Raw genomic sequence first — 11949 nt, 5'->3', positions numbered from 1 at the left:
TCAGCGTTGCTGGCTCCCCGTCAGCCGGATTGGGTTGCATCGCAGGGGTGTCGAAAGAGTCAACTGCGGTCCAAAGCTGTTGGACTTGGGTGAAAAGGGCGTTTATTCTTCCTATACGTTGTCGGCAGCGGGCCAAAAAGGAATACGTCCATGCCCATCGAGGTGAAACCGGCTGTGAGCGCGGGTTCAAGCATATAGCCCGACAGGCGCGTATCCTTGCCGATCACGACACGATGGCGGTGGTCACCGCGACGAAAGACACGGCCAGCCGCCATGCCGACGCGCAAGGCGGTTTCCGCCGTCATCGCGCCTTCGTTGGCTTTGCCACGAATACCGTCTGTGCCGAAATATTTGCGCACCATAAGGTCGATTATCCTGTCGTCGGGTCGCCCTCAAAGGGGACATGCCTGCTGAACCGCGAATATAGAGAAATATCCCGAATGTGCAGTTAACGAATTCTTGCGGTTTCTTTCAGCGCCGCCAATACCGCCAGCCCGTCGCGCAAGGGGCGCGGCTCGTGTGTGCGGATGAAGTCAGCTCCACCTGCGGCGGCGGCAAGCTCTGCAGCGAGTGTCGCGGCCCCGACATCCCCGGACCACGGCCTGTGAGCGCGCGCAGAAAGGATTTGCGCGAAACAGACAGAAGCACCGGCAAATCGAAGCGCAGCCGCAATTCATCGAACCGCGCCAGCACCGAGAGCGAGGTTTCGGGAGCAGCCCCAGAAAAACCCCATGCCGGGATCAAGGACAAGGCGGTTGCGTTTGATACCGGCACCCGTCAGCGCCGCGATGCGCGCGTCAAAGAACGCCGCAATGTGATCCATGATGTCGCCAGCGGGTGCCTCGCGCCGATCTGCCTGCCCGTCTTGCACCGAATGCATAACGACGAGTTTGGCAGATGATTTCGCCAATTGCGGATAGAACGCAGCGTCTGGAAAACCGCGAATATCATTGAGATAGGCCACACCACGCGACAAGGCATAGGCTTGCGTGCGTCGGGTTGATAACTGTCGAGCGAGACGGGAATGCCATCTGCCTTGAGCGCGTCCAGCACCGGCGCGATACGCGCGATTTCTGTGTCGGACGAAACAGGCGCGGCGTCGGGATTGCTGGATGCCGGACCGAGGTCGATCACATCTGCCCCCTCGGCCATCAGCTTACGCGCCTGCGCAATGGCTGCGTCTGGCGCCAGATACCGGCCTCCATCGGAGAAACTGTCCGAGGTTATGTTGACGATGCCGAAAATGATGAGCGATTTATTCATGGGGGCTTCTATAATAATAATAATCGAGCATGAGTCTCATACGGATGCTCGGGTCGAAAGGGAATCCCCAGGCGAGTAACCTGTTTGCGGTGATCCATTAGCTGCAGGAGCAGAATAGCATACATCTGGAAGCAAAGCCAGGAAAGCGGCCTATGGAGCTGTGCGGCAGCGCTCAGTAGGCAATTTTTCAAAATATTGTTAAGCCTTTTCTGAGCATGGTATTTTTCATGGTATTACCAATTAGCAGGAAAATAGCCATTGAATATAAAAGATAAAAATGTCTTGTTTACAATAGAGTGGGATAAATGGACGCTAAAGAACTGAACCACATGATAGCTGAGGCCTACAGCCGGGATTTGCAAAAGCCTGAGCTGGTATCGTTCAAAGAGGTGAGTCGCTGGGGGCGTAAGTACGGTTTCCCCGTCGTATGCACTCTGGCCGATGAAAGTGAAGAAAAGCAGATCCACTGGGCTGCCAGTTTGCTCATTCAAGTAGCCGGTACTTGGCCGCGAGAAGATATGCCGGAATTGCTCACACCGGAACGGGGCTCCGCGCTGTTCAACGATGCGATGCAGTTATTGGCGAATGGGCTTGGAGCAGCAAATCAATTGCGCTGACAGCACAAACCTTGTCAATAAGCGGCCTTCATGGCCGTTTTTTTGTTTAAAGTTTGTTTTAACAGAACCATAATTAGATATTGCAGTATCATTTTATGATCGCTACAATCTTTCACATGTGAAAGTTTGGGGGTGGTCTTGATCACCTGCGAGAAACCAAAATAGAGGTGGGTATGGCAAAAGTAATCAGCTTCGCCAACCAGAAAGGCGGAGTGGGTAAGAGTACCCTCTGTATCCAGCAGGCCTTTTATCTGGCGTTACAGAAGAAAAAGAAAGTGCTGGTCTTGGATATGGATGGTCAGGGGAACACGTCCTCTCGACTGGCCCCCAGACGAGAGCTTGAGGATGGTGACTACGAGCCCATCCTCACAGGAACCAAAACCGCAGAGCTGTTCGCTTACGAGCTGGACGGCATTGAGGTCATGCACTGCCCTTGCGGTGCAGACCTCATTCATACGCCGAAAAACGACCCGGATCTGTTTGAGATGGAGGCTGTGCCTCTTGACCAGGCCATGAATCCGGCTCGCCATTTGGCTGAGCTGTTTGAGAACTACGACTACGTGCTGATTGATTGTCCGCCTAGCCTCGGCAGAAAGCTGGTGGCAGCGTTGGTGATGTCTACCCATGTGGCATGTCCAGTAAAGCTCTCTGGCTTCGCTGTGGACGGCGTAGAAGGTCTCCTGAACACGATTATTGGTGTGCGCGAGGCGTACAACCAAGATTTGGAGATCCTGGGCATCGTGATCAACGACATGGACCGCTCTGTCAATCACGACAAAGCCCTCAAGTCGCTGGAGAACACAGTTCCGGATCTGTTGTTTGAGAACAAAATTATGCACCGGCCTCCGCTCGATACGGCGACGACTGATGGCATCCCTGTCTGGGAGCTTCGCTATGGACATGTCGCGGCCAAAGAAGTTGAGGCGGTGTTGGAAGAACTATTAGAGAAGGTGGGCTAAGCGATGGCATTGAACAATTTAAAAGGCCTGTCCGAACTTGCTAAAGCCGCCAAAGGCAAGAAAGGCAAAGAGGTTCTTACCGTACCTGTTGACGACGTTGTATCCAAGGTCCAGGTTCGTAAGCGCTTCCGTAACATTGAAGAGCTGGCGGCAACCTTGCTGACCGAAGGGCAGCAGTCTCCGATCATCGTGTTCCCGAAGAACGAAGAAGGCAAGTTCGTCATCCAAAAAGGGGAGCGGCGTTGGAGAGCGTGTAAACACGCTGGTATCGAGACCATTGACTTGGTGGTGAATGATAAGGTCCAGAACAACTTGGACGAGACTGCTGGTGAGCTGATCGAAAACATCCAGCGGGATGACTTGACTCCGGTAGAGATTGCCGAGGCGTTAAACCTGTTTATTGAAGAAGGTTGGAAGCAAAAGGATATTGCTGATCGGCTCGGTAAGAATATCACTTTCGTATCTACGCATCTGTCGTTGCTCAAGCTACCTGACTGTGTGCGTGAGTTATACGATAATGAAGTATGTTCTGATACAGAGACCTTGAATAACCTTCGTCTCTTGTTCGATCTGAATGAAGAAAGATGTCGCGCCGTCTGCGCGGTGGCTATGTCTGACGGGATTACTCGTAAACAAAGCCGTGAGCTGCTGAATGATGCCAAACGTATCAAAGACGAAATGGAAAAAGGCCCACTGACTGGCTCCCACCAGAATGATGAGCTTGGCGCTGGCAACACCGACGAGCAATCCCTCAACTCGGGTGGGGATGGTACGTCGGAACAAACCGGGAATGACGACCTGAACCTTGCCCAGGAGGAACTGGAAGGGGGTAAAAATTCCAATGGTCAGGACGATGATGACGAAGACCCTTTGCGTGATGAAGAGGGTGAGCACAAAGATCCTGTCAAGCAGCCAGATAACAGCGGCAAGGACAAAGATGAAGAAGGCGGTGATGCTCTTCCTCCTCTGCCGAAGGACAAGGAATGGAAGAACGTCCGGGCTGACAGTTTGATTTTTGCTGTCAACGTTAACCTGGATGGCGAGACCAAACGTGGAGTCATCATGACCGACCGTGTTGCTCTGGTTCCGTCTACTGTCTGGGTTAAAACGCTCGATGGCGAAGGCAAGGAAAAGCATGTTCATGTGCCTGTGTCAGACATTGAACTCCTGAGTGTCGAAGGCTAATAAAGGAGGCCCAGCCAGAGAGGTTGGGCCTGTCAAGAACAGGTGAATATGAAGATCTCACAGGACATGAAAAGAAAATTTGCTTTGGTGAATGCCCTGTCTAAAACGGAGAAGCCAAGTCTCCAAGACCTTCACAAGGCAACAAATATTCCTGAATCAACGATCAAGAGACAGTTGTCTGCCCTGCGTGATGAGTTCGGAATGAATATCTTGTTCGTCAGGGAGTCTACCGGCGAACGAGGTGCCACCGGCTACTACATGCTGACAGACTGGGGGATCTTAGACAGGTCTTCGTTCTTGAACCGGTACGGAAAACTGTAAGGTGCCATAGAGCAGCGCATTGAATGCAAAACCCGCCAATCGGCGGGTTTTTTTATGCTGCCACGGTAGCGGCGGTTGCTGGAGGTTTTTCGGCGTAGTAGGCGATGTTCTTGGTTCGTCTGCTAAGGGTGTCTATGCCGACGATACTCAGCGTTTTGGGAGTGGTATTGCGGGACTCGAAATAATGGAATAGCTGGATCATGCAGCACTTCACCATCAACGGATCGATGTCTTCCAGGTAGATTGAGGCTTCTCTCAATGCTTCGGGACCGTGGTTCTCGATCAGGTTTTCCATCCAGTGAATGGCGTTGATGCCAGAACCACAGCAGGGCTCATAAAAGTCTGCCGAAGACTGTGAGCCAACAATGAGTGACATCAAGCGGCCAATCTCTGGAGGAGTGGGGAAGTAATTGGTGCCCTTCTTGTGGAAGCCAGACATGCTTAGGACGTAACCCAAAACATCGCTGGTGGGGTCGCGCTTAATGGCGGCAGACAGGACGTGAGAGAGCTCGAAGGCGACCGGCTGAAGTTCTTCCGGGATCTCCTCCTTGGCTGGGTATAGGCCAGTCTGCAAGTATGCCCACTGGTCAATAAAGGCCTCAACAAACCGAGATGTGCCCATTCTGTATCGGGACTGCTCGATGAGAGATAAAGCCTTGGATGTAAGTTGCTGTGTTTCTGGTGACATAAGCGCTCCAGTTTGTTCTGACGAAACATTCAAGAGGTAGAAACGAAGAACCCCGCCGAAGCGAGGTTCTTTGCTTTCCTGCCTGATCGCCTTAATGCCGAAGCAAAGACGTCTTGATAAAGTCGGGGCAACCGGACATTTCCCGGTCGATGAAGTCCTGACGTTTCGCCAGCGGCCATTTCATGAACGCCGCGAGCGGGATGCGCTTATTCGTGTTAGTATTGCCTTGCAGCATAACAAAGCTCCTTAATTGCTTGATTGTGTTGTAAGGGCTGCAACGAAGGTCGAAGAGCGATGCGGCCCTTATTTATGATTATTACAGCATCATAAAATAATATCAAGGGACAATAAAACGACACCAAGAAACAAAACTTTCACATGTGAAAGTCTCCCCGCTGTCCACCTCGCACACTCCAAACGCCCAAATAACTTGTCTATCTGCCCAAAATGGGCGCGTAAGCGTCCGATAGAAAGTAATTGTTAGTGAGATATTGACTACACGGAATATGGCTATATCATAGAATCATAAAATGATACTGTAAAAGTGATATGTATGCCAAAGCAAGCAAATCATCTCCGTTTGAAGAAACCTTGCGCCAACTGTCCATTCCGGAAGGAGGGCGCTATCGAGCTGGTCCCTGGGCGATTAGAAGGCATCATCAACGACATCGTTGAAAACGACATGACGACGTTTCATTGCCACAAGACCGTGCATTCAAAGTCAGGTGGTGAATGGGATGAAGAGGGTAACTATGCACCTTCGGGACAAGAGTCGATGTGTGCCGGTGCTGCGGCTTACTTGATGAAAATAGGCAGGCCGACAGTGGCTATGCGAATTGCCTTTGCGTTTGGTGATGCAAAGGTGTCCGACTGGGACGAAGCTCAAGAGCTGGTTGTCGAGCCTTTGGTACAAGGGGACCGAAATGAGTAAGCGATATGCGGTAGTGCCGCATCCGAAACTGAAACGAGAGTACAAAGGTCGGCTGGTCAGAACTACTCGGGTACTAAAAAACGGCTGGGGGGTGATCCCTCTAGGGGCTGTGGCAACGGTCACGCATCAGTCTCCCAAGGGATCAGAACTGACCTTTGAACCATGCGACTGCTGCGGCCTGAAAGCCATTATCAGTCATGTAAGCATGGACTCCATTGAATTTATCGAACCGATTACTGAGGAAGAAGATGGACGAGAACAAGCTCAACATTGAAACGGTCGATGGGCACAACGAGCTGGTAGTCAGCTTTTTGTCCAGAATGGTAAGCCTGAGTGACGAGGAAAAGCAGACAGTATTGTCCTGCCTTCCGGGCACCGGCAAACAAACAATCACCCAGCTCTATGAGGCGCTGCGTTCTCAAGGGCACCAGGATCTTGCAGAGAAGGTCGAACCATACCTCCAGCAGGGGGTGTTTGGGCCGATCTTCGATAACGCCAAGTCCAAGGTGTTCGTTCGGGACGAAGCGCCTTTTTTCCTCATGGATGAAAATCCTTTGAACTGGGATGACGCTAAAGCATTCAATCGCCTACGTATGAGTACGACCTGTGTTCTTGGCCGTGGCGGCTGGACTATCGGTGAGCGCTTTGATGACCGCTTTGATACCGAGGTGGGCGGAACACAGCTTATCGTCACCCAGTCACTCAACGAAAAAGGTGAGATTGAAGGAGGACTTCCTACCTCGATGTCGCTGAATGACTTTGCTGAGTTCCCTAAACAGCCAAGGCCTCCTCAAATAGTCGATTACCAGGAAGACAAGCGATACACGCTTGAGGAAGCGGAAGCTATCCCTGAGCTCGCACCAGTGGTTCAGCGTCTGAAAGAGCGCATCGAAGAGTATGAGGAGAGAAGAGCCCATGATTGACATGACATGCCGCCTCTGTGCTGGTTCCGGTGTTTATGACTTTTCCCCTTCCAAAGAAACCTGCGGTATGTGCCAAGGGCATGGGAAATTTGCTGACGCCAAAGCAATGCTGGTGGCTGCCATCGAGCTGGCAAAGAAGCAACGCGAGCCGGTCATTGAAGTGGTAATGGGGTTGGTGCTCCAGGGTGTGGATGTTAGAGGGAAGGAGCCTGGAGAGCGGTTCAAGGCTGCTCAGGCCTTTAACGCCCCAGGGCACAACCTATTACGATACGGGTGGGATGCTTGGGAGCTCTATGCCCTCCATGAGGGTGTAAGTCCAGAACTTGCATCGCTTGGCCGAAGTGTGATGCGCGAGTGGCATAGCCATTCATGGGGCCGGTTCAGTGGAGAGGTAGGCTTTAACGCCGCCGAGATCATGATCAAACAGGCCAAAGACAACCCAGAAAAAGCAGAAGAGCGCTGGGCGTTCCTGCTTAGTGAAGAATGGATGGTGGAGTAATTGTCGTGACAGAACAAACCAATAAGAAATTGATGCTGGATGAGTCTCCAGATATGCCCCTGCAATTCAAGTGGAGAAAGTTTGGTGGTGCGATTTTTACTGCCACGCAAACAATGGAGCACGTCAAGGAAGGACGTAAGCTCGGGCCGACTCCAGCAGGGATGCTACCTCAAGAAGTGTGGCTGAACCGCCTGATCGCTATGGAAGAAACCCTGCCACGAGGGAAGTTTTTTGACAGATTCCGCCGCCGCGACAAAAACGAGCAGTATGACTTGGCCGCCGATCATCTCCGTCTTGTCGGACAGAAAAAGCGATAGGGGGATAGATGAAAGCCCAGGCATACCCACCATCAGTCATTCGTAAAGGCGCTGTGTTGTACGCAGCCCTTTATTACATCTCTGATGATGATAAAGCAAAGGTCGAGGTTACAGAGTGGATAGTTCGCTCTATTCAGAAACGACGCAACTCAACCAGCGATCAACGCTATGTCAATCTTGCCCAAAAGTTAGATGGGATTACGTGGGGGAAAAGGTCACGGAAGAATGGGGACTTTGGTTGGTTGCCATCTATACCGAGCTGGTGTTTGAAGCAGTTCCGGGAAGGTGGCGAATTGCCTTTTGGCGTTTATACGACGCGACTGGCCGCTCTCAAGTTTGCGAAAGTCAGCTTGCAGGAAGAGGTCCAATATTGCGAGGCCGAGCTGAAAAAGCCTCAGACAGAAGAGGATACTCAGGAACTCCAAGAGGAGCTGGCGGAGAACCAGAGACTTCTGAAAGCTGCTGGAGCAATGGTGAAGCGCGAGCAAAACAAGAAGAAAAGAGGTTGACCAATGTTACCGATCGTCTCCCCCTCCGTAGTAACCAAACAACTTGCGTTCAATCGAGTAGGCGATAAACGCAAGGTTAGGGTTTCGTCCAACTTTTTGGATGTTATGGGGTTCAAGCCAGGTATGGGCATCGCCGTTGAGCCAGGGGAGGGGATGGGCGGTTTTTCGGTGATCCCAGCGACCGATGAACTACAGACACACCAGGTTTATCAGCGCCGGTATCAACCAAAGAGTCGCTCCAACAACCCGCTGGAAACCGTTATTGAGTTTTCTGGACAAGGGCTCATAGATAAGTGCTTCCCTCGCTATACAGAGCGTTTCCACGTCGAAATGCGAAAAGGCCGAGTAGTCTTCACTCCTGTCGCAAACAGAGCCTTTGCCATTGCGGATCGGTTCAGAAAAACCAGCCCTTTCCGTGCCTTTGTGGCATTGACTGGCGGGGTAGACATTCATGTTATGGAAGCGCTTGGCTGGAAGGCTGAGATTGTTTTGGAGCATCGTCCAGTTGAAGCCAGAGACAGAGCATCCGGGCGGAACCTGAGTGAAGTACATGCGCTCAATACGCTGGTGAACAGCTCCCCGCGTATCCTGCTGAATGAAGACATTCATCACCTGGAGCTGGATCGCCTTGGAGCCTTGCTGGCGGAGTGCCCACCAATTGGTTTGGCCCATTACTCGTTGGGGTGTGATGACCACTCAAACGCCAAAAGTCCAAGGGACAAAGAGCGTTCTCTTGAGGATCTCTCCACCATGCTCGACATGGTTTACCCGGCACTAAAACAGATCGAGGTCGTGAACCCTGCCGTCGTGCTGGTGGAAAACGTCCCGAACTTCAAAGCATCCGGAGCCGGGGCGATGATGGGAACGACACTGCGGCGGATGGGGTACTTCCTCACTGAGATGGTCTTGAACGGTCTGGATTTCGGCGCTTACCAGGGGCGAGAACGCTATTACATGGTGGCGTCGGTCTTCCCTGGGTTCGTTCCACCGAAACCTGAGCAGAGAGCTGGTGGACGATTGTGGCCGGTGATCGAGAAGCACCTCGGGGATTGTGCTGACGTCACAGTGTTGAAGTCAATTCAGGCCAGAGAGTCAACTTCTCGCAGGATGCCTGCGTTCTTGACGAGAGAAAGCACCAGTTGCCCGACCATCCTCAAGTCTCAGGATCGTGGGGTAAAGGATGCAGTGTACATCCAAGACGGTGGCCGCATTTACAAGCCATCGGTCGATCTGGTTCAGGAGTTGATGTCGATACCTGATAGCTTTGATGTTTCGTGGATGGCAAAAGAACAAGCGACAGAAACGCTTGGGCAGAGTGTGGATTACAGATTGCATTCAGCGGTCATGGCCGCAGTTCGGGATCACCTGAATGTGAATTGCGGTCGCCATACCGTGGTGCAGCACGGTATCAGAAGTAAGGAAGGTAGATAATGGCAGTCATTTACTACGGCGAGGGAACCCATGACGCCGGTTTCGTCGGGTTCCGTGTCGCACGAACAGTTGGGGTGGCGGATGATTACCGGCAGGAATACTTCTCCTTGAGAGAGTATTCCTACGCAACAGCTCACCGGCTGGCCTACAGCTTGGACCGAAAGTGGGAAGCTGAGGCAGAAGAGGTGAAGCGTCAGAATAAGACTTGTAAGCGGCGACGCAACTCCGGGCCAAACATCATTGCTGAGGGGCTGAGGGCTTATATCAGCATTGAGAACCGGAGCCGGATGGGGGTGAAGAGAACCTACTTCGCGCCTTGTTTTCTCGTCACAAAGCCAGGCTACGGCAATGGGGATATTGCTTTCAGGATTTCCACTCATGGCTACGCAGAAGCCTACGAAAAGGCGGTGGAAAAATATTGTGAGATCCATGATTTGACGGATGAGCAGTATGTTGAGTTGCTTGACCGTATGCCGAGTACAGAGGTGTTCACTGGATACCTGCTGAATGCTCTTTTAATGCGCGGCCATCGCGCTACAAAAGCTGAAATACTGAGTAAGCTGGGGGCTGAGAAGAATGAAGAGGACATTGCCAATGGCAAAGGGAAAAGCGGCCAGAACAGAGTGCGTTGCCCAGAGTATCGGTGGGCGCAATAACAGCGCCACCAGCTTTTGGGACCGTATTTTAACAGTTGAGGAGACGGCCACACTCATTGGCGTCAGGATCTCTGAGCTCAAAGACGCGGTGCGCTATCAGAAACTCCTGAAAGGGAAGGCAGCTCCAGAAGTACATTCGGTATCAGGAACTGGGAAACTGTTTTTTGATGGGCGATCCATTAAATCGTTCATAGAGGACTAACCGGTGGATCTGGATCAAAAGCAAGAACCGTGGATCAGCGTCAACGACAAGATGCCGGTCGTCGGTGTGCCTGTTCATTGCCAGCTTAAAGGATGTTGGTCGGGCAAAATTGTTGAGTACGACTTGATCCATGTTCAGGAAGATGATTGTTCGTGGCGAACGGCGGACGACAACTCGGAAGTCAGCTATGACTTCGATGTCATCACCTGGAGACCTATTTAGGTTTGGGAGTCTTGCATTATCCGGCGGTTATTGCCGTGAAAATACGGATGTTCAAACCATGTTTTATAGCAACACCTCCTTGGGGGCGGAATTATGTTTTTTGATAACAAAGTAGAATCTCACTCGCTCGTAATGGGAGCCAGCGGGAAGGGTAAATCGGTCTTGTCCGAACAAGTGCGGAAAAATGCGAGGCTGCGCGGTGATCTGCTGGTGGATACTGAAATGTACCGTGAAGGTCGAGGGTTGAAACCATACGAGCATGAGTACGCTCGTCGCTTAGTTCTGGGGCTAAGTGGACCGTTGCCGCGTGAACTGCGTGGGAAGCCGGTGACGGTTATCTCTGATGTGTCCAGGCCAAAAAAGGTAAAGCGTCAGCCAAAGCAATTTGTTAAGACCGTGAATGGCGTAACCCTTGAACGCCAATTGGTGGCCGATGCAAGAGATCAGTTGGAAATGCAAACAGGCGTCTGGCTCAAACAACCACAGCTCATCGAGCTGATGGAAGAGTCGGGCATAGACGAAACTCTGGCCGATTTTGGTGAGGCTGAAACACAGATCCGAGAAATGCTGGCGGATGCGTTGGCGATGAAACTGGTAGGACGCTCATGGCCCAAGTGTGGAGCCCTCTATAACGCGGCAGAAAAGTCCGACGTTAACTTCTCCTCCGAGCTTGATGCTGCGGCCAAAAAAGCTGGATACATGGTTCGCTAAATGGGATTTGGTGTGGACAAGATAGATCGGCAAAGTTGGCTCGTTAAATTCAGGCGAGCGAAGTGTCAGGACACTTTAGACACGATGAGGGATGCGGCCATTCGCAACTATGAAGGGAATATTCGTGTTATCGCGGATATTGTATTGGCCCATGAGGCGAGAGAGACAGAAATTGAAAAAGGGATGTTTTGTCGAATAGTTAGATAGTCTGATGGGCTATCAGGTGGTGATTATGAAAAAGAGAATACTTCATCTGCCCGTAAAAAAGATTTACTTCGATCAGATCAAATCTGGAGAAAAACCAGATGAATATCGCCTCGTTACAGACTACTGGATAAAAAGACTAGAGGGGCGCGAGTATGATGAAGTCCATGTTAAGTGTGGCTACCCAAAGGCTGGAGATATGTCCAGGATAGAGATTCGCCCTTGGCGTGGCTTCTCAAGGAGTGTTATAACGCACCCGCACTTTGGAGATTGTCCGGTTGAAGTATTCGCTATCCATGTGAATTGAATGG

At 51.6% G+C, this 11949-nt stretch carries 18 protein-coding genes and 1 pseudogene; 15 read left to right on the top strand and 4 right to left on the bottom strand.

Annotation, left to right across the window (positions count from 1 at the left end; genetic code table 11):
• Positions 1-59 precede the first annotated feature (59 nt).
• Positions 60-362, bottom strand: coding sequence for a phosphoglucosamine mutase (locus tag ACLHV8_RS26160; protein WP_000251875.1), 303 nt, complete (start codon positions 360-362; stop codon positions 60-62).
• 86 nt (positions 363-448) lie between these two features.
• Positions 449-1263 (bottom strand): annotated as a pseudogene (gene sul2 / locus ACLHV8_RS26155) (sulfonamide-resistant dihydropteroate synthase Sul2).
• A 305-nt stretch (positions 1264-1568) separates the two neighbouring features.
• Here sul2 and ACLHV8_RS26150 point away from each other — a divergent pair.
• The 4 genes from ACLHV8_RS26150 (at position 1569) to ACLHV8_RS26135 (ending at position 4345) form a co-directional block, all read left to right on the top strand.
• Entirely contained in the window at positions 1569-1880 is a 312-nt protein-coding gene (locus ACLHV8_RS26150; protein ID WP_000338945.1) for a hypothetical protein, read from the top strand.
• Positions 1881-2053: 173 nt separating this feature from the next.
• Positions 2054-2839, top strand: coding sequence for a ParA family protein (locus ACLHV8_RS26145; protein WP_001151304.1), 786 nt, complete (start codon positions 2054-2056; stop codon positions 2837-2839).
• 3 nt (positions 2840-2842) lie between these two features.
• A complete protein-coding gene (locus ACLHV8_RS26140) occupies positions 2843-4024 on the top strand; it encodes a ParB/RepB/Spo0J family partition protein (protein WP_001207227.1) in 1182 nt (393 codons plus the stop codon).
• A 48-nt stretch (positions 4025-4072) separates the two neighbouring features.
• Positions 4073-4345, top strand: coding sequence for a helix-turn-helix domain-containing protein (locus ACLHV8_RS26135; RefSeq protein ID WP_000703827.1), 273 nt, complete (start codon positions 4073-4075; stop codon positions 4343-4345).
• Positions 4346-4397: 52 nt separating this feature from the next.
• Here the strand turns inward: ACLHV8_RS26135 and ACLHV8_RS26130 are convergent, their stop codons facing one another.
• Both ACLHV8_RS26130 and ACLHV8_RS26125 read right to left on the bottom strand, forming a co-directional pair.
• Positions 4398-5033 carry an N-6 DNA methylase gene (locus tag ACLHV8_RS26130; RefSeq protein WP_000074431.1) on the bottom strand — a complete coding sequence of 212 codons (636 nt, stop codon included), beginning with the start codon at positions 5031-5033 and terminating at the stop codon, positions 4398-4400.
• Between the two features lie 91 nt (positions 5034-5124).
• Positions 5125-5268, bottom strand: a complete 144-nt coding sequence (locus ACLHV8_RS26125) for a hypothetical protein (protein ID WP_000939033.1) — start codon at positions 5266-5268, stop codon at positions 5125-5127.
• Between the two features lie 318 nt (positions 5269-5586).
• On the opposite strand from ACLHV8_RS26125, the gene ACLHV8_RS26120 reads away from it, so the two are divergent.
• The 11 genes from ACLHV8_RS26120 (at position 5587) to ACLHV8_RS26070 (ending at position 11945) form a co-directional block, all read left to right on the top strand.
• Positions 5587-5964, top strand: coding sequence for a hypothetical protein (locus ACLHV8_RS26120; protein WP_001125905.1), 378 nt, complete (start codon positions 5587-5589; stop codon positions 5962-5964).
• A complete protein-coding gene (locus ACLHV8_RS26115) occupies positions 5957-6238 on the top strand; it encodes a hypothetical protein (RefSeq protein ID WP_000044824.1) in 282 nt (93 codons plus the stop codon). The genes ACLHV8_RS26120 and ACLHV8_RS26115 overlap by 8 nt, the downstream gene beginning before the upstream one ends.
• Positions 6213-6887 (top strand): thymidylate kinase, encoded by a 675-nt coding sequence (locus ACLHV8_RS26110; RefSeq protein WP_000344151.1) that lies wholly within the window; start codon positions 6213-6215, stop codon positions 6885-6887. The genes ACLHV8_RS26115 and ACLHV8_RS26110 overlap by 26 nt, the downstream gene beginning before the upstream one ends.
• A complete protein-coding gene (locus tag ACLHV8_RS26105; protein WP_000566600.1) occupies positions 6880-7386 on the top strand; it encodes a hypothetical protein in 507 nt (168 codons plus the stop codon). The genes ACLHV8_RS26110 and ACLHV8_RS26105 overlap by 8 nt, the downstream gene beginning before the upstream one ends.
• Positions 7371-7703, top strand: coding sequence for a hypothetical protein (locus tag ACLHV8_RS26100; protein ID WP_000348669.1), 333 nt, complete (start codon positions 7371-7373; stop codon positions 7701-7703). The genes ACLHV8_RS26105 and ACLHV8_RS26100 overlap by 16 nt, the downstream gene beginning before the upstream one ends.
• Positions 7704-7711: 8 nt before the next feature.
• Positions 7712-8212: a hypothetical protein gene (locus tag ACLHV8_RS26095; protein ID WP_000647189.1), complete on the top strand. Its 501-nt coding sequence runs from the start codon at positions 7712-7714 to the stop codon at positions 8210-8212.
• A gap of 3 nt (positions 8213-8215) precedes the next feature.
• Positions 8216-9643, top strand: coding sequence for a DNA cytosine methyltransferase (locus ACLHV8_RS26090; protein WP_000936896.1), 1428 nt, complete (start codon positions 8216-8218; stop codon positions 9641-9643).
• Positions 9643-10299 (top strand): hypothetical protein, encoded by a 657-nt coding sequence (locus tag ACLHV8_RS26085; protein ID WP_000268551.1) that lies wholly within the window; start codon positions 9643-9645, stop codon positions 10297-10299. The genes ACLHV8_RS26090 and ACLHV8_RS26085 overlap by 1 nt, the downstream gene beginning before the upstream one ends.
• Positions 10300-10504: 205 nt before the next feature.
• Positions 10505-10723: a hypothetical protein gene (locus tag ACLHV8_RS26080; protein WP_000362482.1), complete on the top strand. Its 219-nt coding sequence runs from the start codon at positions 10505-10507 to the stop codon at positions 10721-10723.
• Between the two features lie 93 nt (positions 10724-10816).
• Positions 10817-11434: a hypothetical protein gene (locus ACLHV8_RS26075; RefSeq protein ID WP_000464631.1), complete on the top strand. Its 618-nt coding sequence runs from the start codon at positions 10817-10819 to the stop codon at positions 11432-11434.
• Positions 11435-11666: 232 nt separating this feature from the next.
• Positions 11667-11945 (top strand): hypothetical protein, encoded by a 279-nt coding sequence (locus ACLHV8_RS26070; RefSeq protein ID WP_014386427.1) that lies wholly within the window; start codon positions 11667-11669, stop codon positions 11943-11945.
• Positions 11946-11949 lie beyond the last annotated feature (4 nt).

This window comes from Enterobacter sp. CPE_E863 (assembly GCF_046521465.1).
Classification (GTDB): domain Bacteria; phylum Pseudomonadota; class Gammaproteobacteria; order Enterobacterales; family Enterobacteriaceae; genus Enterobacter; species Enterobacter adelaidei.
Note: the sequence above shows the minus strand (reverse complement) of the source record. Positions and strands in the feature narration are given on the sequence as shown.

Coding starts and splice junctions, on each gene's coding strand:
- ACLHV8_RS26160 (WP_000251875.1), bottom strand. CDS start 362: ATGGTGCGCAAATATTTCGGCACAGACGGTATTCGTGGCAAAGCCAAC.
- ACLHV8_RS26150 (WP_000338945.1), top strand. CDS start 1,569: ATGGACGCTAAAGAACTGAACCACATGATAGCTGAGGCCTACAGCCGG.
- ACLHV8_RS26145 (WP_001151304.1), top strand. CDS start 2,054: ATGGCAAAAGTAATCAGCTTCGCCAACCAGAAAGGCGGAGTGGGTAAG.
- ACLHV8_RS26140 (WP_001207227.1), top strand. CDS start 2,843: ATGGCATTGAACAATTTAAAAGGCCTGTCCGAACTTGCTAAAGCCGCC.
- ACLHV8_RS26135 (WP_000703827.1), top strand. CDS start 4,073: ATGAAGATCTCACAGGACATGAAAAGAAAATTTGCTTTGGTGAATGCC.
- ACLHV8_RS26130 (WP_000074431.1), bottom strand. CDS start 5,033: ATGTCACCAGAAACACAGCAACTTACATCCAAGGCTTTATCTCTCATC.
- ACLHV8_RS26125 (WP_000939033.1), bottom strand. CDS start 5,268: ATGCTGCAAGGCAATACTAACACGAATAAGCGCATCCCGCTCGCGGCG.
- ACLHV8_RS26120 (WP_001125905.1), top strand. CDS start 5,587: ATGCCAAAGCAAGCAAATCATCTCCGTTTGAAGAAACCTTGCGCCAAC.
- ACLHV8_RS26115 (WP_000044824.1), top strand. CDS start 5,957: ATGAGTAAGCGATATGCGGTAGTGCCGCATCCGAAACTGAAACGAGAG.
- ACLHV8_RS26110 (WP_000344151.1), top strand. CDS start 6,213: ATGGACGAGAACAAGCTCAACATTGAAACGGTCGATGGGCACAACGAG.
- ACLHV8_RS26105 (WP_000566600.1), top strand. CDS start 6,880: ATGATTGACATGACATGCCGCCTCTGTGCTGGTTCCGGTGTTTATGAC.
- ACLHV8_RS26100 (WP_000348669.1), top strand. CDS start 7,371: ATGGATGGTGGAGTAATTGTCGTGACAGAACAAACCAATAAGAAATTG.
- ACLHV8_RS26095 (WP_000647189.1), top strand. CDS start 7,712: ATGAAAGCCCAGGCATACCCACCATCAGTCATTCGTAAAGGCGCTGTG.
- ACLHV8_RS26090 (WP_000936896.1), top strand. CDS start 8,216: ATGTTACCGATCGTCTCCCCCTCCGTAGTAACCAAACAACTTGCGTTC.
- ACLHV8_RS26085 (WP_000268551.1), top strand. CDS start 9,643: ATGGCAGTCATTTACTACGGCGAGGGAACCCATGACGCCGGTTTCGTC.
- ACLHV8_RS26075 (WP_000464631.1), top strand. CDS start 10,817: ATGTTTTTTGATAACAAAGTAGAATCTCACTCGCTCGTAATGGGAGCC.
- ACLHV8_RS26070 (WP_014386427.1), top strand. CDS start 11,667: ATGAAAAAGAGAATACTTCATCTGCCCGTAAAAAAGATTTACTTCGAT.